General features: G+C 42.9%; 24 protein-coding genes. 5 read left to right on the top strand and 19 right to left on the bottom strand.

From position 1 onward, the window contains the following. Window positions 1-3 precede the first annotated feature (3 nt). The 6 genes from ACESR9_RS08075 to ACESR9_RS08050 all read right to left on the bottom strand — a co-directional run bounded on the left by ACESR9_RS08075 (window position 4) and on the right by ACESR9_RS08050 (window position 4678). Window positions 4-438 carry an arginine repressor gene (locus ACESR9_RS08075; protein WP_003006022.1) on the bottom strand — a complete coding sequence of 145 codons (435 nt, stop codon included), beginning with the start codon at window positions 436-438 and terminating at the stop codon, window positions 4-6. After that, window positions 428-1246, bottom strand: a complete 819-nt coding sequence (locus tag ACESR9_RS08070) for a TlyA family RNA methyltransferase (protein ID WP_373106255.1) — start codon at window positions 1244-1246, stop codon at window positions 428-430. Before ACESR9_RS08070 ends, ACESR9_RS08075 begins: the two co-directional genes overlap by 11 nt. Continuing rightward, the gene (locus ACESR9_RS08065) at window positions 1239-2114 is read right to left on the bottom strand and encodes a polyprenyl synthetase family protein (protein WP_254727975.1); all 876 of its coding nucleotides are present in this window, start codon (window positions 2112-2114) and stop codon (window positions 1239-1241) included. Before ACESR9_RS08065 ends, ACESR9_RS08070 begins: the two co-directional genes overlap by 8 nt. Further along, complete coding sequence (locus ACESR9_RS08060; protein WP_254727977.1) at window positions 2111-2323, bottom strand: exodeoxyribonuclease VII small subunit; 213 nt, start codon at window positions 2321-2323, stop codon at window positions 2111-2113. Before ACESR9_RS08060 ends, ACESR9_RS08065 begins: the two co-directional genes overlap by 4 nt. Further along, window positions 2301-3641: an exodeoxyribonuclease VII large subunit gene (gene xseA / locus ACESR9_RS08055; RefSeq protein WP_373106254.1), complete on the bottom strand. Its 1341-nt coding sequence runs from the start codon at window positions 3639-3641 to the stop codon at window positions 2301-2303. The genes ACESR9_RS08060 and xseA overlap by 23 nt, the downstream gene beginning before the upstream one ends. Window positions 3642-3793: 152 nt before the next feature. Continuing rightward, a complete protein-coding gene (locus ACESR9_RS08050) occupies window positions 3794-4678 on the bottom strand; it encodes a LysR family transcriptional regulator (RefSeq protein ID WP_254727980.1) in 885 nt (294 codons plus the stop codon). 171 nt (window positions 4679-4849) lie between these two features. Here ACESR9_RS08050 and ACESR9_RS08045 point away from each other — a divergent pair, with 171 nt between their 5' ends. Both ACESR9_RS08045 and ACESR9_RS08040 read left to right on the top strand, forming a co-directional pair. Then, entirely contained in the window at window positions 4850-6472 is a 1623-nt protein-coding gene (locus tag ACESR9_RS08045; RefSeq protein WP_373106253.1) for a malolactic enzyme, read from the top strand. Window positions 6473-6493: 21 nt separating this feature from the next. Further along, entirely contained in the window at window positions 6494-7768 is a 1275-nt protein-coding gene (locus tag ACESR9_RS08040) for a 2-hydroxycarboxylate transporter family protein (protein ID WP_373106252.1), read from the top strand. A gap of 57 nt (window positions 7769-7825) precedes the next feature. Here ACESR9_RS08040 and ACESR9_RS08035 read toward each other — a convergent pair whose 3' ends face one another. The 5 genes from ACESR9_RS08035 to ACESR9_RS08015 all read right to left on the bottom strand — a co-directional run bounded on the left by ACESR9_RS08035 (window position 7826) and on the right by ACESR9_RS08015 (window position 12255). Continuing rightward, entirely contained in the window at window positions 7826-9280 is a 1455-nt protein-coding gene (locus tag ACESR9_RS08035; RefSeq protein WP_373106251.1) for a glycoside hydrolase family 32 protein, read from the bottom strand. 9 nt (window positions 9281-9289) lie between these two features. Continuing rightward, entirely contained in the window at window positions 9290-10165 is an 876-nt protein-coding gene (locus ACESR9_RS08030; protein WP_118228437.1) for an NAD(P)H-hydrate dehydratase, read from the bottom strand. A 52-nt stretch (window positions 10166-10217) separates the two neighbouring features. Then, the gene (locus tag ACESR9_RS08025) at window positions 10218-10991 is read right to left on the bottom strand and encodes an HAD-IIB family hydrolase (protein ID WP_045759174.1); all 774 of its coding nucleotides are present in this window, start codon (window positions 10989-10991) and stop codon (window positions 10218-10220) included. 13 nt (window positions 10992-11004) lie between these two features. Continuing rightward, entirely contained in the window at window positions 11005-11859 is an 855-nt protein-coding gene (locus ACESR9_RS08020; RefSeq protein ID WP_373106250.1) for a bifunctional methylenetetrahydrofolate dehydrogenase/methenyltetrahydrofolate cyclohydrolase, read from the bottom strand. A 165-nt stretch (window positions 11860-12024) separates the two neighbouring features. Further along, complete coding sequence (locus ACESR9_RS08015; RefSeq protein WP_003005989.1) at window positions 12025-12255, bottom strand: DUF1797 family protein; 231 nt, start codon at window positions 12253-12255, stop codon at window positions 12025-12027. A gap of 248 nt (window positions 12256-12503) precedes the next feature. On the opposite strand from ACESR9_RS08015, the gene ACESR9_RS08010 reads away from it, so the two are divergent. The 3 genes from ACESR9_RS08010 (at window position 12504) to ACESR9_RS08000 (ending at window position 15693) form a co-directional block, all read left to right on the top strand. Next, window positions 12504-14759 (top strand): ATP-dependent Clp protease ATP-binding subunit, encoded by a 2256-nt coding sequence (locus ACESR9_RS08010; RefSeq protein WP_373106249.1) that lies wholly within the window; start codon window positions 12504-12506, stop codon window positions 14757-14759. A gap of 114 nt (window positions 14760-14873) precedes the next feature. After that, window positions 14874-15323, top strand: a complete 450-nt coding sequence (locus ACESR9_RS08005) for an NUDIX hydrolase (RefSeq protein ID WP_070666453.1) — start codon at window positions 14874-14876, stop codon at window positions 15321-15323. A gap of 67 nt (window positions 15324-15390) precedes the next feature. Beyond that, the gene (locus ACESR9_RS08000; protein ID WP_021152773.1) at window positions 15391-15693 is read left to right on the top strand and encodes a DUF1827 family protein; all 303 of its coding nucleotides are present in this window, start codon (window positions 15391-15393) and stop codon (window positions 15691-15693) included. A 387-nt stretch (window positions 15694-16080) separates the two neighbouring features. Here the strand turns inward: ACESR9_RS08000 and ileS are convergent, their stop codons facing one another. From ileS to ftsA, 8 genes are all read right to left on the bottom strand, one after another. Beyond that, the gene (gene ileS / locus ACESR9_RS07995; RefSeq protein WP_373106248.1) at window positions 16081-18873 is read right to left on the bottom strand and encodes an isoleucine--tRNA ligase; all 2793 of its coding nucleotides are present in this window, start codon (window positions 18871-18873) and stop codon (window positions 16081-16083) included. Window positions 18874-19126: 253 nt separating this feature from the next. Beyond that, the gene (locus tag ACESR9_RS07990; protein WP_021152770.1) at window positions 19127-19954 is read right to left on the bottom strand and encodes a DivIVA domain-containing protein; all 828 of its coding nucleotides are present in this window, start codon (window positions 19952-19954) and stop codon (window positions 19127-19129) included. A 9-nt stretch (window positions 19955-19963) separates the two neighbouring features. Next, window positions 19964-20755 carry a YlmH family RNA-binding protein gene (locus ACESR9_RS07985; protein ID WP_373106247.1) on the bottom strand — a complete coding sequence of 264 codons (792 nt, stop codon included), beginning with the start codon at window positions 20753-20755 and terminating at the stop codon, window positions 19964-19966. A 6-nt stretch (window positions 20756-20761) separates the two neighbouring features. Then, on the bottom strand, window positions 20762-21025 hold the full coding sequence (locus tag ACESR9_RS07980) for a YggT family protein (RefSeq protein WP_003011858.1): 264 nt from the start codon (window positions 21023-21025) through the stop codon (window positions 20762-20764). A gap of 1 nt (window position 21026) precedes the next feature. Further along, entirely contained in the window at window positions 21027-21656 is a 630-nt protein-coding gene (locus ACESR9_RS07975; protein WP_003005962.1) for a cell division protein SepF, read from the bottom strand. Window positions 21657-21665: 9 nt separating this feature from the next. After that, window positions 21666-22334: a YggS family pyridoxal phosphate-dependent enzyme gene (locus tag ACESR9_RS07970; RefSeq protein WP_049472963.1), complete on the bottom strand. Its 669-nt coding sequence runs from the start codon at window positions 22332-22334 to the stop codon at window positions 21666-21668. A 2-nt stretch (window positions 22335-22336) separates the two neighbouring features. Further along, entirely contained in the window at window positions 22337-23602 is a 1266-nt protein-coding gene (ftsZ, locus tag ACESR9_RS07965; protein ID WP_003005955.1) for a cell division protein FtsZ, read from the bottom strand. A 15-nt stretch (window positions 23603-23617) separates the two neighbouring features. Next, window positions 23618-25006 (bottom strand): cell division protein FtsA, encoded by a 1389-nt coding sequence (gene ftsA, locus ACESR9_RS07960; protein ID WP_003005953.1) that lies wholly within the window; start codon window positions 25004-25006, stop codon window positions 23618-23620. Between the last annotated feature and the right edge of the window lie 74 nt (window positions 25007-25080).

Below are 25080 nucleotides of genomic sequence, written 5' to 3'. Positions count from 1 at the left end.
CTCTTACCACCCAAAGATTGATTTGAGGATATTCTCTGCTTCTGGAGCTGAATAGGCGATCAGTAAGATCGTGTCATCATCTGCAACAATACTAAAGATATGCTCCTTATAAATCTCCCGCAAGCGACGTTTAACTAAAGGTGCTGTCCCCGGAACCATGGTGAAATTGACATATTCTCCCATGCGACGATGAGACAAAATATTGCTTTCGATCATCCCGATCCCTTGGTGGTGCTTGCGTGGCAATTCATAGACATAGGTCATGTCTTTCAGAGGGCGTTTTACGATGCCCAATTCTTTGATATCCCGTGACACCGTCGCTTGGGTTGCTGAGATGCCTTCTTCTTTCAAATGTTCGACGATCTCTTCTTGCGTACCCACTTCATGATCGCGAATGAAGCGGCGAATTTTTTCTAATCTGATATTCTTACTCTTCATGTTTAAATTCCTTGTGTGCCAGCTCCACAACAGCCTCCAGCTGCTCTGTAGTTGACTTTGTTTTCTCTTCTTTTTTTTCTAGATACATCAAAAATTCGATGTTGCCATGGCCTCCTTGGATAGGGGAATAATCCACTCCCATTACCGCAAAGCCATGTGTCCCTGCAAATGCAGCGACCTTTTCAAGAACGGCTAAATGAATCTTAGGATCCTTAATGATCCCATTTTTCCCGATCTGTTCGCGTCCTGCCTCAAACTGAGGTTTAACCAGCGCCACGACTTGTCCATTATCTGCCAAAATCCGGTGAAGGGCTGGCAGAATCAAGTCCAAGGAAATAAAGCTGACATCGATACTGGCAAAGCTCGGTGTCGCTTCAAAATCATCTGGCTCAGCATAGCGGAAATTGAACTGCTCCATCGAGACCACCCGAGGATCATTACGTAATTTCCAGGCCAACTGATTGGTCCCGACATCCACCGAAAAGACCTGGCTGGCTCCGTTTTGCAGCATAACATCTGTAAAGCCACCTGTAGAAGCTCCAATATCAATCGCAATTTTACCCTCTACAGATAAACCGAATTGGTTCAGGGCTTTTTCTAATTTAAGACCGCCCCGGCTGACATATTTGAGCTTTTCGCCCTTTAATTTCAACTCGGTTGCTTCATCAATTTTTTCACCTGGTTTATCGAAGCGCTCACCATTGATAACGGCAACGACAAGACCTGCCATCACCCCTCTTTTGGCTTGTTCGCGGGTATCAAATAGGCCTTGTTTATAGGCTAATACATCCACTCTTTCCTTAGCCATCTATTCGTAATCCTTCTATTAATTTCTTGATTGCTTGCGGATCAAAGTCGCAAGAAGCTGTCATCTGATCCAACAAGTTCTCGCAAACGTCTAATTCGCTTGTAAGCAAAGCTTTTGATTCTTCCAATCCCAAGAGGGCTGGATAAGTCGATTTTTCTGCCACTAAGTCCTTTTGAGGAGTCTTACCCAGAGCTTCAAAATCAGCGACCAAATCCAAAATATCATCCCGTACTTGAAAAGCCAGCCCTAATGTTTTCCCAATTGTTTCTAAAAGCTGACCAATGTCTGCTTGCAACTCTAAAATCGAGGCTGCTGCGATGAATGGATAGGCAAGGAGACGTCCTGTCTTATTGGCATGGATGGTTTGCAATTCTGCTAGAGTGAGCTGTTTGTGCTCCCCTTCCATGTCAAGGACTTGGCCAGCTACCATTCCACGACTGCCGGAAGCATCTGATAACTCAAGGATCAAGGAGACCTTGACCGCATATGAAAGGTCACTCGCAGCAATCATTCCAAAGGGATCGAGGAAAAGTGCATCTCCTGCTAAAATTGCCAGGTCTTCTCCAAATTTCTTGTGGTTGGTCAATTGCCCCCGACGGTAATCGTCATTGTCCATGGCCGGTAGATCATCATGAATAAGGCTTCCTGTGTGGATCATCTCCAAAGCCCCTGCCACTTGAAAATGAGCCTCTGTCAACTCCTGACCGAAGGCTTCTAACAATTCTAGAAGAAGCATTGGGCGCAGGCGTTTTCCACCTGCTTGAATCGAATAAAGGACCGACTCCACTAAATGGGGAGCGATGGATTTTTCCTCATAAAAAGAGCGAATCGCTTGTTCTACTCTATTTCGTTTTTCTTCTTGTCTCATGCTAGATCCGCTTCAGTACCATCTGCTTGCATGACCTTGACCAAGGTTTTCTCTGCTTGATCCAAGGTATCTTGCAATTCTTTTGACAACTTCATTCCTTTTTGGAATTCTGTAATCGCTTCTTCAAGAGCCACATCACCACTCTCCAATTTTTGGACGATGTCTTCCAAATCTGCTAAATTTTCTTCAAATTTCTTTTCTTTCGACATGTTTTACCTCTACTTCTAACTGGCCATCTCTCATGATGAGGGACAGCGGGTCTCCTTCTTTTACTTTCGCAACCGAATCCAAGACTTGATCGTCTTGCTTGACCATGGCATAGCCACGCGCAATAATCCGACTGGTATCCAGCATCAAGAGGGCTTCTGATAAACCTTGCACCTTGACCTTTTGCTCTTTTAGGACTTGTTCCATTCGACTGGTTAAGATCCTCTTATCTTGGAGAACACGGTCTTGATAACGCTCGATACGATGCAATGGAGACATAGCTTCTAAGCGATGACGCAGACCTTGTAGCTGATTGGCCCCTTGTCCATAAGCATCCCGCATCCCTTGTTTCAAGCGCAATTGCAACTGGTCAATCTTTTGCAGGTAGCCATCATAGAGTCTTTCAGGCTGTCTAAAAATAACCGATTGACTTAATTTGGCCAAACGTTCTCGATTATAGGCCAAACGATTGGACATGGCTGTTGCCATGCGATTCTCCTGCTTTTGTAAATGCGACAAGAGATCTAATTTCGTCACCGGAGTGGCTAATTCAGCTGCTGCCGTCGGAGTAGCGGCTCGTCGGTCCGCTACAAAATCTGCTAGAGTCGTGTCTGTCTCATGTCCCACACTGGAAATAATGGGAATTCTAGACTCAAAAATAGCCCGCACAACTGGCTCTTCATTAAAGGCCCAGAGGTCTTCAATCGAACCACCCCCACGACCGATGATCAAGACATCTAGGTCCGTCCGAGCATTGGCCTTCTGGATATTAGCAACCACCTCACTTGCAGCGCCTTCTCCCTGGACCTTGGTCGGGTAGAGTACGATGTCCACACCAGGAAAACGACGGCTCACCGTTGTGATAATATCGCGAATCACGGCCCCACTTTGACTAGTGACCACCCCGATCTTTCTTGGGAATTGCGGTAGAGCTTGCTTCCACCGATCCTGAAAAAGCCCTTCTTCGGTCAACTTTTTCTTGAGTTGCTCAAATTGGATGGCTAAGGCCCCTACCCCATCTGGCTCCGCCTTTTCGATGACAATGGAATAACTCCCACTTGGTTCATAAAGCTGAATCCGTCCAATGACGTTGATCTTCATGCCTTCTTCTAGCTCAAAGCCAAAACTCTTATAGATCCCAGCCCAAACAGTCGCCTGAATCACAGCCTTTTCATCCTTTAGAGAGAAATACTGGTGATTGGGACGCTTCCGAAAATTCGAGACCTGACCTGTCAAATAGACCCGCTCCAAATAGGGGTCCTTATCAAATTTTAACTTGAGGTATTTGGTCAGACTGGATACGGATAAATAGTTGGACATAGGAACTCCTTTCTACAGAATATGATCAAGTTTAATTATACCAAAAAACACCAAAAAAAGCTGGCAGACAAAGCGAAATCATGAATTTCCTTTCTCTCCAAGCCTCATTTTATTCAAGTCACTTTCTACTGGTCTATTTTAAACCAGCTTCCCTATTTTTCACACTTCTCTAATCGTTCAATAAAGGAGCTAAGAAGTGCTTGGGGTTCCCCTTCATTTGGGTAGGCATAACTAATATAGAAGACTGTTTTTTCCTCTTCAACCAGCGGAATTTTGACAAGATTTGGATATTCTGGAAAAAGAGTCAGATCGGTCATGAGGCCAATCCCTAAATTTTCTTCGATGAAACTCAAAACCAAGTTGGAATCAGTCAAGACAACAGTAGACTGTGCCAAGTCGTCAAAGCGAGCATTCAAGCGTTTAAAAGCAGTCATGTGCACATGGTGTTCATCCAACAAAATGAAGGTCTCCTCTAAGACCTCCTTAAAAGAAATTTCTTTGCGATCTGCTAGTGGATGATCTTTCGAAACAATCACAAAAAATTCTTTCTTATATAAGAGCTGACTGGTCAAATGCGCGTGTGAAATAGGTTCTAAGCTTCCTAGTAGACTAAAGTCTAAATCTCCACGCATCAACAATCGTATCAAGTCTCTTGAGCCTAACTGCACCAATTGCGATTGACGAAAAATCTCAAGCTCTTCATCATGCGTACCAAATTTTTTCATGATATCACTGGTGATCAATGGCGGTAGCCCAATGCGCAACAGATTCTTTTTACTTCGTTCAACAGCTTTTTCCGTCTTTTCGATTTCGATTAAAATCTCTCGCGCGTGATTGGCTAGAACCTTCCCCGTCTGAGTCAGGTGCAAAACACGATTAGAAGACGATTTTTCTACCAACTGGCACCCATAGTGGTCCTCTAATCGCTTGATGGCATAGGTCACAGTTGGTTGACTTACTTGAAAATAATGCGCCACGTCCGTATAAGACTTTAGCTTCGACAGTTGATAAAAATATTCCAAGTCCCGGATATTCATCTGTATCCCTCTATTTCTACAATTTCCATTTCCTTCATTTTAACATAAAAATCTTACTTATAAAATTTTTTTATAAGGATAAGGGAAGTTGACTATAAGAAACACAGAAGACTATAATGGCTTGCGTGAGAAAAATCTTACAGATAAAATATTTATGAGGAGTATTTCGCAATGAAATCACATGAAATTTTAAACAATCCATTCCTTAATAAAGGAACTGCTTTCACAATGGAAGAACGTAAAAAACTTGACCTAATTGGTCTTCTTCCTCCATATGTTCAAAGCATCGAAGAACAAGCTGAACAAGCTTACCAACACTTCTTACGCAAACCATCTGACCTTGAAAAACGTCTTTTCTTGATGGAAATCTTTAACACAAATCGTACTCTTTTCTACTACCTCTTTAACCAACACATCGTTGAGTTCAACCCAATCGTCTATGATCCAGTGATCGCAGACACCATTGAACAATATTCTGAACTCTTTGTAGACCCACAATATGCAGCTTACCTTGATATTAACCATCCCGAAAATATCGAAGAAACATTGAAAAATGCGGCTGGCGATCGCGATATCCGCTTGATCGTTGCAACTGATGCAGAAGGAATCCTTGGTATTGGTGACTGGGGTGTCCAAGGGGTTGACATTTCTGTAGGAAAACTCATGGTCTACACTGCTGCAGCCGGAATTGATCCAGCTTGCGTTATGCCTCTTGTCATCGATGCTGGTACCAATCGTGAAGAATTGTTGAACAATCCAATGTATCTTGGAAACCGTCATGAACGTGTTCGTGGTGAAAAATACGATGCCTTTATCGATCAATTTGTTCAAACAGCTGGAAAACTTTTCCCTAAATTGTACCTTCACTGGGAAGACTTCGGTCGTTCAAATGCAGCTGATATCTTGAACCGTTACAAGACAGAAATTCCAACTTTCAACGATGATATTCAAGGTACTGGTATTGTTGTCTTGGGCGGTATCTTTGGAGCGATGGATATCACTGGCGAAAAATTGACAGACCAAGTTTACCTTTGCTATGGTGGTGGTTCTGCTGGTGCTGGTATCGCAGACCGTGTTCACGCTGAAATGGTTGCAGAAGGTCTTTCTCCAGAAGAAGCTTACAAACGTTTCTTCATGATCGATAAACAAGGTCTTTTGTTTGATGATATGGAAGATTTGACGCCAGCTCAAAAACCATTTGCTAAGAAACGTTCTGACTTCGAAGGTAAAGGCGATATGACCAACCTTCTTGAAGTGATCAAAACCGTAAAACCAACGATCTTGGTCGGAACTTCTACAAACCCAGGTGCCTTCACTAAAGAAGTCGTTGAAGCCATGTGTGAAAACACTGAACGCCCAGTTATCTTCCCAATTTCTAACCCAACCAAAAAATTGGAAGCAACAGCCCAACAAGTCATCGAATGGTCAGACGGTAAAGCCTTTGTCGCTACCGGTGTCCCTTCAGGAACCATCAGCTACAAAGGTGTGGACTACGAAATCGGTCAAGCCAATAACGCTTTGATCTACCCAGGTCTTGGTCTTGGTATGTTGGCATCTGAAGCCAAATTGTTGACAGATGAAATGATTGGGGCAGCTGCTCATTCATTGTCAGGTATTGTCAATCCAGGCCAACCAGGTGCGCCAGTCCTTCCACCATTCCAATATGTGGCTGATGTGTCTATCAAGGTGGCAGAAGCTGTTGCTAAGAAAGCCCAAGAACAAGGTCTTGCACAAGCCAAAGAAACAGATATGGCAAAAGCTGTACGTGATCTTAAATGGTATCCTAAATACTAATAAGGAGCTGACTGAACAACCATGAAAAAATTGAATGAAATCAAAATTTCCGGTGTCAGTCTCCCTCTATATGCATTCATCGTCATCGTTCTCGCGGTGACGATTGCTATGGGGAAACTCCCACTCAATATGCTTGGATTAACCCTCCTTTTGGTCGTCATGGGGCACCTACTCTACTTTATCGGTGAGAAACTTCCAATCATGAATTCTTACCTAGGTGGAGGATCCGTTTTCACCCTACTAGGAGCTACTCTTCTAGCGACCTTTCATGTTATTCCAGCAAACATTATCACAGCCACCAAGGGCTTCTTGGGAGATTCATTTGGCTTTCTTGATTTTTATATCGCAGCCTTGATTTGTGGAGCTATTCTAGGGATGAATCGCAATCTCTTGGTGAAAGCTTCTGCTCGTTTTATTCCTGTTTCCTTGGTCACCATGGCCATTGGTGCTCTCTCTGTTGGAATCGTTGGAACTCTTTTGGGGCAAGGATTTGGACACTCGATCCTTTATGTATCCTTCCCTCAAATGGTAGGGGGCATGGGAGCTGGAATCCTGCCTCTTTCGAAGATCTATGCTGCCAATCTCCATGGAAGCCAAGCAGCCATCTTCTCTCAATTGGCACCGGCTACCACACTGGGTAATATCCTTGCCATTATCGGAGCGGTGATGATTGTTAAGGTCTTTGCAGACAGCCCCTACAATGGTCACGGCGTCTTGATTCCTGTCAATAAAGATGAATTGAAGAAAGAAAAGCTCATACTTGATCCAACCCAAATCGGGGTTGGTATGATGTTTGCCTTTAGTATTTTTCTTCTTGGGGTCATCTGCAATGCCTTTGTTCCAAAAATTCACAGCTATGCCTTCATGATTATCATTGTGTTTATCCTAAAAGCATTCAATGCTGTTCCAAAACCTTTGGAAAACTGTGTGGTCATGTTTAACCAAGTCATTATGACCAATCTCACCCATGCAGTCCTAGCTGGGATCGGTCTTTCCTTGATTGACCTTACAACTCTTGCGAAAGCGATGACTTGGCAGTTCATTCTCCTTAGCTTGACTTCTGTAGTAGCTATGGGGCTTGCATCTGCCTTGATCGGAAAATTGGTTGGATTGTATCCTGTTGAGACTGCTATCGGATCTGGTATGATCAATAACTCTATGGGAGGAACCGGAAATATCGCCGTGCTCTCTGCATCTGATCGTATGGAAATGATCGCCTTCGCCCAAATGGCCAACCGACTGAGCGGGGCTATCATCCTCATTCTCGGAGGACTCCTCGCTTCCGTCCTATCCTAAAACAAAAAGACAAGTCCTGCGACTTGTCTTTTTGTTCTTTAGGAGATTTTTATATACCTATTTTTGATAGGTTTTTACGACCCAATCGACCCCTTCATCTGCCGTGAGAGTATAGACGGGATTTTGACTCGTTTCATAAAAAGTCATCGAGAGAGTTTTGCCATCCACGAATACTTCGATGGAGTTGGTATCGCGAATGATCGAAAAATGATGATCTTTTTCAGCATCCAACTGAATCCATCTCGATTGAAATGCTGGATTTTCTTTTCCAGAAATGGGGTGCCCAAATTGGTCTCGACTGAAGCTAAAACGTTTTTGAGAGGCGTCGTAAATCAATCGCAAGACACTATCAGGATCAGTTTCATCGCCATAACCTAAGATAAAGGAGCAACCCGGTTTGGCATCTAGTTCAAACAAGGTTTGTTTCCCTCTCGCTGGGATCGTGATCTGATTGCCCTGAACAATGGTTTCTGACGCATGCTCTACAAGAAAGTGTTCTTTCACTGACTCAGGTAACTCCTGAACCAATCGTCCGTCTTTCAAGGACAATTTTCTTGGAAGAGTCATACTACCTGCCCACCCATGAGCTAAATCATGACTGGGGATAGACCGGTGCCACATTTGCATCCAGGCAACCATGTATCGTTCGCCATTTGGTCCTTGACAAGTTTGAGGGGCATAGAAATCCATACCACCATCCATTTCATCATAGGAATCAACACGAAAGTGCCCCGTTTCCCAATTCATGTCACCGATAAAGGAAACCGTCGAATTTAAGTTCCAGTATTTTTCTTGCTGCCTTTCCATTTCAATGGGAGACAGGATCAAGACCCATTTGCCATCTAAAGGGAAGAAATCAGGACACTCCCACATAATTCCTTGCCCTTTTTCACCTTTTAAAAGAACTGATGTAAAAGTCCAATCTACTAGATTACTTGATGCAAATAGGAGAATTTGACCTCTGTCATCCGGTGTCTTAGAAGCAACGACAGCGTAATAGCTTCCTTGGTATTCAAATACTTTAGGATCACGAAAATCTGCAATATCTGCGATCCCCTCAATATGTTGAGCATGGATCACTGGATTAGTAGGCAATTTTTCAAAGGTAATGCCGTCTGTCGACACCGCAAGACACTGAGTCTCCTCGCGCTTTTCCTCATCGTCTACATGACCCGTATACAGCAAATAGAGCTTGTCATCTTTCACGATAGCACTACCCGAGAAACAACCATCCTTATCATAGCTTTCACTTGGTGCTAAAGCTACTGGCAGTTCTTCCCAATGGAGAAGATCTTTTGATTTGGCATGCCCCCAATGCATGGCCCCCCAAACACTATCATAGGGATAGAATTGGTAAAACAAATGGTATTCCCCACGGAAATAAACAAAGCCATTTGGATCGTTCATCCAGCCGATTGGAGGTAACAAATGAAATGCTCCTCGATATTGCTGGTTGACCTTCTCCCTGTTTTCATCGATATACTGATTTGCTTTCCGAATGCTTTCCTTCATCTTTTTTACCTATTTTCTATTTTCAGTGCTGGCAACCTGGTCTTGGTCACTCCATTTCTTCATCCATTTTGGGATTTCTTGGCTGATGGTTGTCGGTAGAACCACATAAGCCTCCTTGCTCAAGTCTTCAGCAATGGCTGAATGGAGGTAGGTCGCAACCACCACGCGCTCATAGAGACTGACCTGTGGGAATTGACCCGCAAATCCTGCGATCATCCCTGCCAAGGTATCCCCCATGCCCCCTGTTGCCTGATAGGGACCACCAACATCTAGCTGATAGCCCTCTTCTTGCCCACTTGCCCAAATGCGGGTGTGGGGTCCTTTTTCTACAATGACAGTCCCTTGTGGAAAACTTTGAACCGCTTTTCGGCTTTTGTCTTCTGTCTGGCTTTCTAGATCAAGCCCTGACAGTTTTTCCCATTCTTTTTGATGGGGGGTAAAGACCAACCGAGCCTCTGGCAATTCAAACTGAGAGGCTGCAAAAAGACTAATAGCTCCGCCATCTAATATCAAGACCTGCTGGCTAGAGATTTTTTCAAAAATCATGTGCAAGATTGCTTGGTTTTCTCTTGCTTCCTTTAAGCCTGGACCGACAAGAATCACGCTGGCTTTTTGGAGCTGCTCACAAAGGAGTTCGTGATCTGCCAAATCAAAGCCCATGGCTTCAGGAAGATGGCTATGAAGGGCTGTCAGATTATCAGGATCTGTTGCGACAGTAACCAGCCCCGCACCACTATGAACCGCAGCAAGCGCCGCCATAATAATAGCTCCTCCATAGGGGTAAGTCCCCCCAATCAAGAGCAGGCGACCAAAATCGCCCTTATAAGATCTTGCCTCTCGCTTCACAATGACACGCTGAATCTCATCTTTTTGAACTGTATTCATACCTTCCTCATTTCTAGCGAAAAAGGAGAAGCCACGACTCCCCCTCCTTCTTTTATTTTCCTCTGAATTCTGCAAAGACTTGCAAGATCTTAGCAGCCACAGCTTGTGGTTGATTTTGTTTGGCTACCAATTGATCATCCGCATAAGGCCGAAGGGCTGGAAAATCACCAATTTGAACTGCATAAAGAGCTTTTTCAAAGAGCTCGATATCATTTTGATCATTGCCAAAAGCCACGAAATTCTCTCCACAGAGTTCTTCTACGGTTGTCGCTTTATGCGTGTCTGCTGGATTGAGATAGATGCATTTTTCATGCGCATGATAGCGGATATGGGCCTTGTCTGTCTTTTCGATCCGCTCGATGATCTCATCCACGAGCTCCTCATGGCCACCCATATAGATCACGACCTTAATCGGATCTGTCAGCTCCTCTAATGAACGATACTGGGCTTTCTTGAGGGGATCTACATTAGCAACAAAAGGAATCTTTTCCAAAATCTGTCCGCTATAATCAAAGGTATCATCCACAAAAAATGGTAGATTGTAATGGCGACAAAAGCCAAGGACTTCCCGATACACGTCCTTGTCCAATTGTTCCTCATATACCAATTGTCCCTGGCGATAGGCCAATCCACCATTTAAACCAATCACGAGTTGCTGACTCAATGGGTCCCCTAAAAGACCCAAGCAGTCTCGGTAAGAACGTGCAGAAGCAAAGGCAACTTCATGGCCAAATTCTTCTGCTCTCAATAAGACCTGTTTGATTTCATCATCGATTGTGACACCATCGAATGACAGGGTTCCATCTAAATCAAATACAAACTTCATCTTGTTCACACTTTCATTTTTTTAAGGCACGAACAGCTGCTTCGTAGGTCTGCTCCATCAGCATGGTGACGGTCATAGGCCCAACCCCTCCTGGTACCGGAGTAATATGACTGGCCAAAGGGGCAACGGATTCAAAATCGACATCCCCACACAATTTGCCATTCTCATCTCGATTCATTCCGACGTCAATAACGACGGCGCCTTCTTTCACGAAGTCTGCTGTTACAAATTTCGCACGACCGATCGCAACAACCAAGATATCTGCTCTTCTAGCAATTTTAGGCAGATGATGGGTCCGGGAATGGGTCAAGGTTACCGTCGCATTTTTGGCGAGGAGCAACTGCGCCATTGGTTTTCCAACGATATTGGAACGACCAATCACGACTGCTCGCTTCCCTTCTAGATCAATCCCGTACTCTTTGAACATCTCCATGATCCCAGCAGGCGTCGATGGCACCATAATAGGATTTCCAGCCCACAAGCGTCCCATATTCAATGGATGAAAGCCATCCACATCTTTTGCCGGGTCAATCGCTAAAAGGACTGCATCCGCATCGATATGCTTAGGCAGTGGCAACTGCACCAAAATCCCATGCCAAAGGGGATCCTGATTGTAGTGTTCGATCACTTCTAATAATTCAGCTTGGCTGATGCTTTCAGGAAGTCGTCTCACTTCACTCCGAAAGCCTGCCGCAATAGCAGAACGCTCTTTATTTCTTACATAGATTTTGCTAGCTGGATTATCTCCTACCACGATGACAACGAGGCCAGGCACAACTCCTGTCTCTTCTTTTAATCGTGCTGTTTTCTCTGCAATCTCACCCTGTAATTTTGTAGCGAGCGCCTTCCCATCAATGAGTGTCGTCATATCAATTCTCTTTCTAGTCAAGTAATGAAAATAGTCCTCTCTATTATAGCAGATTTCAACTCTCAAACCTAACTGTTCCTATTTAGAATTTCTTATAGACGAAAACTATAGCCAGATGGACAAAAAATGAGCTTGAGACCACCCCAAACTCATCCACACAGCTGCTTAGTAAAGCAATTCATAAATTTCCATTGCAATTAAATCAATGCTATCAAATGTATAGGTTTCACGCGCTTCAACATCACGAAGTGTAAAGGTTGAACCTTCTTCTTCATTGTGGTTGTAGGCTACTTCAGCGACAACAACACCGTCACGTTCAAAATTACGTTTTAAGTTTCCACCGTCTTTTGTCATCGTCTCCAAACGGTTGATAATCCGTACTAAATGTGATTCCATTTTATTTCTCCTCTTTACTTTCTACTCTCCTATTTTATCATAAAAGAGAAAGCTCTTCCAATAAAAATTCACATTTTTCCATTGATTTGCTTTCTTCAGTATTCCTAAGCGACATTTCGTAGCAAATTCTTGCAAACTTCTAGAATACTGATATAATGAAACTATAAATCTTTGACTATTTTTGACCTTTTAAAAATAGGCTCGTCTCTTGATGGAAGACCATCAAAAACCTACTGTGAGGTATGTATATGCTTTGTCAAAATTGTAAAATAAATGAATCAACCATCCATTTATATACAAATGTAAATGGACGCCAGCAGCAAGTAGACCTCTGTCAAAATTGCTATAAAATTATGAAAACAGACCCAAATAACAGCTTTTTGAAAGGCATGACCCAACGGAGCCAACTGACTGGAGATCCCTTCGAAGATTTCTTCAATAACCTTGGAAACTTCCAAAGTCCACAAGAACCTCAAACACCTCCAACTCAATCTGGAGGCAGTTATGGAGGTGGCGGTTACGGCCAAAACAATAACCGTAGCGGCAATCAAGACCCACGTCAAGCTCGCCCTCAAAAGCCTAAAGGACTATTAGAAGAATTCGGTATCAATGTCACAGAAATTGCCCGCAAAGGGGATATTGACCCTGTCATCGGCCGTGATGAAGAAATTATCCGTGTCATCGAAATTCTCAACCGTCGAACCAAGAACAATCCGGTTCTGATCGGAGAACCTGGGGTCGGAAAAACTGCCGTTGTGGAAGGCTTGGCCCAAAAAATCGTCGACGGAGACGTTCCTCATAAATTGCAAGGAAAAGAAGTCATCCGCCTGGACGTCGTTAGCCTCGTTCAAGGCACAGGTATTCGTGGTCAATTCGAAGAACGCATGCAAAAATTAATGGATGAAATTCGTCAACGTGAAGATGTTATTCTGTTCATCGACGAAATCCATGAAATTGTTGGCGCAGGATCTGCTGGCGAAGGCAATATGGACGCTGGAAATATCCTCAAACCAGCCTTGGCGCGTGGTGAACTCCAATTGGTCGGTGCTACTACCCTCAATGAATACCGTATCATTGAAAAAGATGCGGCCTTGGAACGTCGGATGCAGCCCGTTAAGGTCGATGAGCCAACCGTTGAAGAAACCATCACCATCCTCAAAGGCATCCAGAAAAAATACGAAGACTACCACCACGTCCACTATACAGACGGGGCCATCGAAGCAGCAGCTATTCTTTCAAACCGCTACATCCAGGATCGCTTCCTGCCAGACAAGGCCATTGATTTGTTAGATGAAGCTGGGTCTAAAATGAACCTGACCCTAAACTTTGTGGATCCAAAAGTGATCGACCAACGCTTGATTGAAGCCGAAAACCTCAAAGCCCAAGCGACACGCGAAGAAGACTTTGAAAAAGCAGCCTACTTCCGTGACCAAATCGCGAAATACAAGGAAATGCAAGGACAACATGTCACAGATCAGGAGACTCCTGTCATCAGCGAAAAAACCATTGAGCACATCGTTGAACAAAAGACCAATATTCCTGTTGGTGATTTGAAAGAAAAGGAACAGTCTCAATTGATCAATCTGGCTTCTGATTTGAAAGCCCATGTGGTCGGTCAAGATGATGCAGTGGATAAAATTGCGAAAGCCATTCGACGCAACCGTGTCGGCCTAGGATCGCCAAATCGTCCAATCGGAAGCTTCCTTTTTGTCGGACCAACCGGTGTCGGGAAGACCGAATTGTCTAAACAATTGGCGATTGAACTCTTTGGTTCTGCAGACAATATGATCCGCTTTGATATGAGCGAATACATGGAAAAACACAGCGTAGCGAAACTAGTCGGAGCTCCTCCGGGCTATGTGGGCTACGATGAAGCTGGACAACTAACTGAAAAGGTCCGCCGCAATCCATACTCTCTCGTTTTGTTGGATGAAGTTGAAAAAGCTCATCCAGACGTCATGCACATGTTCCTGCAAGTCTTGGATGATGGCCGTCTGACAGATGGTCAAGGCCGCACCGTCAGCTTCAAAGATACCATTATCATCATGACCTCTAATGCTGGAACCGGTAAAGCTGAGGCCAATGTTGGTTTTGGAGCGGCTCGAGAAGGACGCACCAACTCTGTACTTGGAGAACTCGGTAACTTCTTTAGCCCCGAATTCATGAACCGTTTTGATGGCATCATTGAATTCCAACCTCTATCAAAAGAAAACTTACTTCAAATCGTTACCCTCATGCTCGATGAAGTCAATCAACGTCTCGCACAAAATGAGATTCATCTGGACGTGACAGAGAAGGTGAAAGAAAAATTGGTCGATCTGGGATACGATCCAAAAATGGGGGCCCGCCCACTCCGTCGTACCATCCAAGACTATATCGAAGATGCTATTACCGATTATTACCTGGAACATCCAAGTGAAAAACAACTCAAAGCCGTCATGACCAGCAATGGGAATATTAGTATTAAATCGGTTTCTAAGACAGTTGAAAAGACAAAAGAATAATCATCCAAATTATGAAAGAATGAGGCTGAAAAATCCAGTCTCATTCTTTTTTCTCTCCAGATTTTTGCTAAAAAATATGATATAATGATCAAAAAAACAAGAAAAGAGAAAACCATGACCATTCCAAGTTTTGGTGAAAAGAAACAAGATGTGACCTACGTCAATCGCTATGGTGTCTACGCTGTTATTCCCAATAAGGACAAGGATCAGATCATCCTCGTTCAAGCTCCTAATGGAGCTTGGTTCTTACCTGGAGGGGAAATTGAGGCAGGTGAAGATCACGTGCAAGCTCTGAAACGGGAACTGATCGAAGAATTAGGCTTTACCGCTATTTTAGGGCAATACTATGGCCAAGCAGATGAGTATTTCTATTCCAGTCATCGCGACACCTACTACTACAATCCTGCCTATATTTATGAAGTGGTAGACTATACAGAGACTCAAAAACCACTGGAAGATTTTAACAATCTTGCTTGGTTTCCTGTAGATGAAGCGATTGAAAAACTCAAACGTGGTAGTCACAAATGGGGCATTGAACAGTGGAAAAATACCCACAAAAAATAAAGGAATTCTTTCACAAAAAATAAAAAAGTGCTATAATAAATGAAGATAGAGGTCAGGAGGAACTCATATGAAGCTCATTAATACCACCAATAGTCATGCTGCACTGGTCAAGAGCCAACTTGCCAGCACTGACGCCTTGCTTGTCGAGGTTTATTCCGCGGGCAATACTGATGTTGTTTTTACACAAGCCCCAACCCACTATGAATTATTGATCAGTAACAAACACCGTGCTATTCGTGAAACTGAAGTAGAATTAATTCGTGAGTTCTTTTTAAAACGTAAGATTGATCTTCAAAACATTGACCAATCCGCTATTAAAACCCTCTACTCCGATAAACTAATTGAAATTTCCTTTCCAATTACAAAGTAAGGCCAATTTGCCTTACTTTTTTTATTTCCTTAATGCATGAATCTCTACACCATTCTGTCACCAAAAAAAAGTTCCATAATGGAACTTCATTTAGAATGTAAACAAACTATTTTAAAGTAAAATAAGTTAAGTGATTCTGCAAAAAAATAAATTTGAGTCCCAATTTTTAAATCGATTTAAGAAAATACTGAAACTTTCCGCTGTGAGAAAAGTGCCTGAAACAACAACGTTTCAGGCACTCGGAATTATTGAGACCTTAGGCTCAATAATTAGTCATGGAACTTCAAAGAAGTTCGCTGACGTCCGTACTCACCTAAGGAAAGTTTTTAAGATGATTTTGTCTTCAATATAAAAGAAGTTCCTTTATGGAACTTCTTTTCATGGCTTTTATTTAGCTTCAAATCCTTCTGCGACTGCGTCCGCAAAGTTCTCTTCGACAATGCTTGCACAGTGATCACAGATGGTTGCGTGGTAGTGGCGTTCTGCAGTTGATGGATCGATACGACGGCAACGATCACAAACTTCACCAGCTGCACGTTCAACCGTGAAGGCAACATCTTCGAAGGCCACTGCACCTTCTGGAGCTGAACCTTCTGCAATGGTCAACTCAGAAACAATCAAGAGTTGAGCGACATTGCTATCAACAGCTCCAAGAAGTGTTTTTACCACTTCATTTGGATAAACTGTCAAGTGAGCTTCTAGTGATTTACCAATCACTTTTTCATTACGTGCTTCTTCCAAGGCTTTTTGAGCTTGACCACGGAAGTCCATGAAGGCTGACCAAGTATCCAAGATTTCTGCTTGGTTGGCAAACGTTTCTGCTTCTGGCAATTCTGATAATTGAACAAAATCCTCTGCTTCAAACTCAAGGTATGACCAGATTTCTTCAGCAGTGTGAGGAAGAATTGGCGTCAAGAGTTTAGTGATTTTCACCAAAATATCATAGAAGACAGTTTGCATTTGACGGCGTTCAAGTGATTTAGCCCCTTCGATGTAGACAACATCTTTGGCAAAATCAAGGTAGAAGGCTGACAGATCAACATTGATAAAGTTAACCAAAGCCTTATAAATCGTCAAGAATTCGAAGTTTGCATAAGCGTCACGGATGGTCTTGACAAGCTGGTTAAAGCGAATGGTCATGTACTTGTCAACAGAACGAAGCTCGTCGTAAGCTACTGCATCCTCAGCTGGGTTAAAGTCAGAAGTATTGGCAATCAAGAAACGAAGAGTATTCCGAATCTTACGGTAAGTTTCAGACACTTGGCTCAAGATATCCATTGAGATACGCACGTCATTGCTTGAGTCTACACTGGTTACCCAGAGACGCAAGATTTCTGCACCAAATTGCTTTTCAACATCACTTGGAGCAATGGTATTTCCAAGAGATTTAGACATCTTCTCACCTTTACCATCCAAAGCAAAACCTTGAGACAAGATTTGTTTGTATGGTGCGACACCATGGTTCGCCACAGAGGTGATAAGAGATGAGTTGAACCAACCACGGTATTGGTCTGAACCTTCTAGGTAAAGATCCGCTGGGTATTTGAGTTCTGGACGGTTCACCACAACCCCATTCCATGATGAACCTGAGTCAAACCAGACGTCCATGATATCTGTTTCTTTTGTAAATTCGCCATTCGGTGAACCTGGATGCGTAAATCCTTCTGGCAAGAGGTCTTTCGCTTCACGCTGCCACCAGATGATGGAACCGTGCTCTTCAAAGAGTTGCGCTACATGTTCGATGGTTTCAGCTGTCATGATTGGTGTTCCGTCTTCTGCATAGAAGATTGGAAGAGGCACACCCCAGGCACGTTGACGAGAGATGACCCAGTCACCACGGTCACGAATCATGTTATAAAGACGCACTTTCCCCCATTCTGAGTGGAATTTCACTTTTTCAATTTCGTCCAAGATATCTTGACGGAATTTTGATACAGAAGCGAACCACTGTGGAACTGCACGCCAGATGATTGGTTTTTTCGTACGCCAGTCAAATGGGTAGGAGTGAGAGATTTCTTCTTGAGCAAGGAGCAAATCGCCAAGTTTTTCGATAACTGTTGGAACAACCTTGTCATAGAACTGACCAGCAAAGTCAGGGCCAGCATTTTCCATCATGATTCCGCGTTCGTTAACAGTAACAGCAACTTCGAGGCCATTGGCAATCCCTACATTGTAGTCATCCTCACCAAAACCAGGAGCGGTATGGACGATACCAGTACCTGAATCAAGGGTTACATGCTCACCAAGGATCACCAATTCATCCACTTCAGGATCCCATGGGTGTTCTGTAACGATATGGTTCAATTCTTTTCCTTGGTAAGTCGCAAGGACTTCAGCATTTTCCCAACCGAATTTTTCAGAAAGGCTTGGCAAGAGCTCAGATGCTACGACATACTTGCGGTCAGATCCAGCAGGTTTCACTACGACATAATCAAACTCTGCACCCACTGTCAATCCACGAGAAGCTGTAACAGTAAATGGAGTTGTTGTCCAGACAACGATGTAAGTGTCTGTATCTAGGACACCCTTACCATCTTTAACCTTGTTCGCATAGTAAAGAGACGTTGATACCAAATCATGGTATTCAATCTCTGCTTCAGCAAGGGCTGACTCAGAAGACCAAGACCAGTAAACTGGCTTAGCCCCACGGTAGATATAGCCTTTATTGGCCATTTCACCAAAGACGCGGATTTGCGCTGCTTCATAGTCAGGCGTCAAGGTTACATAAGGATGATCCCAATCACCTGAAACACCTAAGCGTTTAAAGTCTTCGCGTTGTTTATCTACTTGAGAAAGCGCATATTCACGGCAGAGTTTCAGGTACTCAACCAAGTCCATTTCTTTACGTTTCACACCTTGTTTAGCCAAGACTTGCTCAATTGGCAAACCATGGGTATCCCAACCTGGGATATAAGGGGCGTAAAATCCTGACATAGACTTAGAACGAACAATGATATCTTTTGAAATCTTGTTCATGGCATGTCCTACGTGGATATTTCCGTTGGCATAGGGAGGGCCATCATGAAGCGTAAAATGCGGTTTTCCTTCATTCAACTCTTGACGGCGTTGATACAATTTTGCATCTTCCCATTCTTTTTGCCAAACTGGTTCTTTCGTTGGAAGCCCAGCCCGCATTGGAAAAGCTGTTTTTCCAAGATTCAATGTTTCTTTGAGTTTCATTGTGTCTCCTTATTGATTTAAAAGCTATAAAAAAAACACGAGCATCCTAAAAAGGACGATTGCTCGTGGTACCACCTTTGTTCGAGAAGTCGCAAGCGACCTTCTCCTCTCATCCCGTAACGAGGGAAACGTCCGTTCTTACTCAAGGGTTCAGAACGAATACTGTAAAAGGATCATCCATTAAGAGGGAGTGCAGATCTTCCACCATCATCTGCTCGCTAGATCTATCATTAATGGACCTGTTTTTACAAAATTATAAAATATTGACAGATTCACGATTTGCATCATCTTCTGGTTGAACAGTTTCTTCAACCTCAACGACTTCCTCATTTTCATGACGAGCGTGCTCTGCTTCTTCTAAAGCGGATTGAACTTTTTCATTCAAACCTTCAAACGCTTGTGTTGCACCCAATTCTAAATTAGCAGCTTCGATGCGTTTTTGCAATTCTTCGATTTCAGCTGGAGAGAATTGACGAGTCAAATCAATGTTATCATCTTCTGCATGATGATGGTGAACAGATTCACCCAAAGCTTTCTCCACAATTTCACGGAAAGCTTCATCACTTGTTTGAATGTACATAGCTGTTGGACGAAGAATTTCATCCCATTCAGGTGTATCGATAATGCTCAATTGGCTTTCGATGGTTGATTTCAAACGTTGATGGAAGACGCGTGTCTTGTTCTTCAATTCCTCTGTTTCAACGGCAACCTTCTTGGCATTATCCGTTGCATGACGAAGGATTTCATTTGCTTTTTGTTTTGCTTCATCTACTAAATGTTGTGCATCTTGTTCAGCTTGACGAACAATATTTTCAGAACGTTCGTTAGCTGCTTGTTTGACACGTTCAGCAGTATCTTGTGCAATCAAAACAGATTGACTCAATGAATCTTTCATTTCATCAAAATAGTTTAAGCGTTCTTCAAGAGCTTGAATTTTTGCTTCTTGATCATGATTTAAACGAACAAGATCTTCATAATCGCGAACAACGATATCTAGAAATTCTTCTACTTCGTTCGCATCATATCCTCTAAATTTAACGCCAAAAGTTTTATCTTTAATTTCTAAAGCAGTAAGAGCCATAACTCCTCCTCATTTTTTACTTAAGAGTACTTCAACAGTTACTTTATATTTTCCACTCTTTGAAATACCATTTTCAGAAACAATTTTAAGACGCCCAAAGCGTCGGACACTGACTAAATCATTCAGACCTACAGCATAGCTAACATTGGAAGTAGTCGCATAGTTAACTTTCACTAGACCAGAACTAATCAACTGACTAGCTTGTGAGCGCGAAAGCTTGAAGGTCCCAGCAATCACCTTATCTAACCGATAACTCGACACGAGAATATCTCGCTGCTGGCTTTCTTCCTCTACGATCATTTGTTCAGAGAGAGGAACTTCCCTCAGCTTAACAGGTACCCGAGAAATTTTCTGGATGTGATCCATGAAATAGGGAACAAAACGCTGTTCAACAAATACTTGGATCTTTCCATCACTCGTCAGAATATCTCCAAAGGACTTGCGCTCCACACCTAATTGGTGAACAATGGTCCCCAGTACCTGGGAATGGGTCAAGTGATGAAATTTTGAAGCATAGACCATTTCCAATAGGGCCAGATCAAAGTCACTTGGATCTAATTGATAATAATCTGGAGCAACAATAACCTTGGCATACTCCATTTTCTGCTCATCGCTGGAAGCAAAGACCTGTAATTGGTAGCTTGCCGCGACATTTCGTAAAATACCGACCTGATGAGGGTTTAAAAAGCCCGTCACCTCAACAAAATAGCGTTCCACCACTCTTTCAGACAATTCAATACAACGATCAATGAATTCGTGATCTTCGCGATTGAAATGTTGGTAAATCTCTGTCTGTCCCATCGTTTTCTACCCAATCAAAAGTAGGAACAAGCGGGCTAATAACTGATTCATCAAGTTCAAGACCAAAAGTGCTACAAGAACCGTAAAATCCAAGCCCCCAAACTGCAATGGTAACTTTCTAAAAAGGCTCAAAAATGGTTCAACTAGGCGGTGAACCATTTGTCCAAGAGTACTCTGAGGTGCCCCAGGGAACCAAGATAGTAAGGCATAGATGACAAGAATGATGGAATAGATTTGAATGATATTTGATAAGTATTGAAAGATAACCATCTTAACGATTACGTTTCATATCATAGTCAAATTCTGTAACTTCCACATCATTTGGAAGGCGGATATCTTCAATGTTAACGACTACATTAATTGGAGTCAACAAGTACATGGTACTTGCAACACGACGAAGATTTCCTGCTAAAACATAACGAGCCCCATCCAAATAATCTAAACAACGACGTGCTTGTACTTCTGTCATATATTGGAAGTCAATCAAGATACTCTCATTAGATAGTAATAGATCAACAATTTCAGTCGCTTCCTCGTATTTGCGGGGATAGCGTACATCAATGGTAATCTTTTCATCTGTATTCGCACGATTAGCAGCCAATTCACGTTGACGTTCATGCAAACGAGTAATATTTTCAGATGTATTTTTCGTTGTTGAAACAGGTTCCTTCACTGCCGCTGTAGACACTGGAGTCGTAACAGGTGCGACAGGAGTCGGTTTTGGTTTTACTGGTTCTCTTTGACTAATCTGTGGACGTGGAGAAGTCACTTGAGGAGTCGGCTGTGGCTGTGGAACTGGTTGTGTTTCCGCCCCAGCTGCTTTTGCCTCGCGAACTTCTACTTCTTCACCGTCTTCTGTGAAGTAGTCAATAAAGTTGTTAAATTTATCTTTTAATGACATAGTTCTTTCCTATTTAAAAAATGATGTCCCAATTCTAACATAAGTCGCTCCGTTCGCAATGGCTACTTCAAAGTCACGACTCATACCCATACTTAGTTCTGAAAAAGGCATATTTTTTAATTGTTTCTTTTCTAGTTGTTTCTGAAGTTGGTGAGTTTTTGAAAAAATATCCTGCAACTCTTCTTGACTAGCCTCAAAAGGAGCCATCGTCATTAAACCAACAATTTCAATTTTGTCCAGCTGTGCGATTTCCGCTAAAACATCATCCAGTTCATCGGGTGCAAAACCATGCTTACTTTCTTCACCAGAAATGTTCACTTGGAGGAAACACTTGATTGGGTGTTCTGCTCGCTTTTGAATTTCTTGAGCCAGCTTCACCGAATCCAAGGCATGAAAGTAATCGACGAGATTGATCACGTCTTTTACTTTCCGCCGTTGGAGGCTCCCAATCAAGTGCCAAGTGAGGTCATACTCTTTTAGAGCTTGATACTTTTCTAGGAATTTATCGACACGATTTTCACCGATATGTTGGATACCTGTTTTCACCAGTGCTTCTGTTGTGGCAACATCCACATACTTGGTGACAGCTATCACATTAACTTGATCTCGACGGTTAGCTTTGTTTCTTGCTGTTTCTACTTGTTGCCGAACAAGATCAGCATTCTCTCCCAGATTCATGATTAACGATTCCGGAAGAATGGTGGTGTTTCCAATTCATCATCATCTGAAGATGAATCTACGTAACGATCAACTTGATGTGTTGATGTTGGTTCAGTTTGGCGAACGATATTCTCACGACGAATATCCCAATCACCAAAGGCTGAGCCACGGTTTGGTTCTACCGCTGGACGACTTGGAGTTGTTGGCAATTCAACATCTTGTTTCAAATCAAATTCACGGTCAAATGGTGCAGCTTGTGGGCGTTGTTCACGTGGTCCTGTTTTATAAGGACGTTGTGAGGAAGCAATGCCACTAACGCGTTCTACCTTGTCTTGACGGACACCAGTTGCAACAACCGTCACGCGGATTTCATCTTTAAGAGATTCATCAATAGATGTACCCAACCAGATGTTCACTCCGTGACCTGCAGCTTGGTTCACAATTTCTGAAGCTTCTTCTGCTTCGATCAATGTCATATCCAAACCACCTGTTACGTTGACGATCACGTCTTCTGCACCATCAATTGTAGTTTCAAGAAGTGGAGAGTAAATGGCTTTACGAGCCGCTTCGATAACGCGTTCTTCACCGCTACCAACACCAATACCCATGAGGGCATTTCCTTTGTTTTCCATAACAGTCTTCACGTCTGCAAAGTCAAGGTTGATCAATCCAGGACTTGTGATCAAGTCAGTGATCCCTTGAACACCTTGACGAAGAACGTTATCTGCTTCACTCAAAGCTTCAAGAAGCGGTGTCTTCTTGTCTACAATTTCAAGCAAGTTGTTATTAGAAATAATCAACAATGTATCTACATGTTCGCGAAGTTCGTTGATCCCTTCAATAGCGAAGTTGCCACGTTTTGAACCTTCAAACCCGAATGGGCGAGTGACAACGGCTACTGTCAAAGCACCTACAGCCTTGGCAATACGAGCGATGACTGGTGCAGCACCTGTACCAGATCCTCCACCCATCCCTGCAGTGATGAAGACCATGTCTGCACCTTGCAAAGCCTCTGTTAACACTTCTTCGCTTTCTTCAGCTGCCTTACGACCAACTTCAGGTTGACCTCCAGCACCCAATCCACGAGTCAATTTTGGACCCAATTGGATAACTGTTTCAGCTTTTGCACTTGAAAGTGCTTGAACATCTGTATTAGCTGCGATGAATTCTACACCGGCAACGCCTTCGTCAATCATACGATTGATGGCGTTACCGCCACCGCCACCGACACCGATTACTTTAATTACTGCACCTTGTGCCGCTGCTGTGTCAAATGAAAATGTCATAAATACTTACACTCCTTAATCAAACATATTACCGATCAAATTTTTCATTCGGTCTGTGAATGTAGTTTTTGGTTCTTGTTTGCTATCATTGCTTGCTGCTGGAATTTCTTGAGCATCCACTGGAGATTCAATCTTCTCAGCATTGTATGCAGGTACTACCGGTTGTGCTGGAGCAGCAGGTTGTGGTTGTACTTGTGGTTGAACTGGACGATCAAATTGAATCGGTTGTTGACGCAAGACTTCGTCTCCATGAACCGCAGCTTGAGCAATAATATCCACATCTGTCAAATTGCCTGCATATTCAGACAAGCTAATTACATGGGCAAAAGCTGGATTGCGAATTCCAATTTGATTTGGAACAAACAATTTCACATTTACACCAAAGACTTCTTGAGCCAATTCTTCAACACCAGGAAGGATCGCACCTCCACCGATAATCACAATACCACCAGGAAGATCCAACAAATGTCTTCTCTCAAGGTCTTGTTTGATTTGCTCAAAGATGTGTTTAATACGTGCTGAAATGATTTCAGCTAAGTACTTCTCAGTCACTTCAACTGGCTCTACTTCACCGATGACTTCTACATGGAAGACTTCGTTTCCAGCAGATGGCACATAGGCCTCACCATAGTTGAACTTCAAGCCTTCTGCCAATTTTTGAGAAGTTTTCAATACTTTAGAAATATCTTTGGTAACATAATCGCCACCTTCTTGGTAGATATTTGTAAATTGAAGTTCTTGGCTACGAACAGATGCCACCGTTGTTTGGCCACCACCCATATCGATCACCGTTGCTCCGAATTCACGTTCGCCTTCATTCAAGACTGTTTTGATCATCGCAAGCGGTGAAATGATGATGTTTTCAACTTGTAAGCCTGCACGTTCAACGGTTTTACGCAAATTGTGCAAGATTGTACGAGGTCCTGTATAAAGAAGGCCACGCATTTCAAGTCGGATCCCCATCATTCCGCGTGGATCGCGGATCCCTTGGAAACCATCAACTGTGAATTCCTCAGGAATGAAGGTGATTACTTCACGATCCGGTGTCATACTTTTTGTGAGTGCAGATTTGACAACATTTTCAACATCTGCATCTGTGATTTCTTTCGAATCACTTGTGACTGGAATCATTCCTTGAGTTGCTTCGATTTGTAGTAAGTTTGCAGGCAACCCAACATTGACTAGATTGATTGAAATCCCTGCTTTTTCTTCAGCTTGGCTGATTGCATTTTTAATTGCATTTGAAGCAGCTTCGATATCTACTATAATTCCATCTTTGACGCCAGCACTTTTTGCATTGCTGACTCCAATTACATTCATTTCTCCATTGACATGTTCTGCCACCAATACTTTTATTGAACTAGTACCGATATCTAAACCTGTAAAAAAGCCGTCTCTAGCCATTACACCAGTCCTCTCTCTTTATTTGTTTTCACTTTACATCTATTTATAGCCCTTTTAGTTGGAACTATCCAAAC

Source organism: Streptococcus parasanguinis (assembly GCF_964238605.1).
GTDB classification, from domain to species: Bacteria; Bacillota; Bacilli; order Lactobacillales; family Streptococcaceae; genus Streptococcus; species Streptococcus parasanguinis_AJ.
The sequence above is the reverse complement of the archived record's forward strand: the minus strand, read 5'-3'. Positions and strand labels throughout refer to the sequence as shown.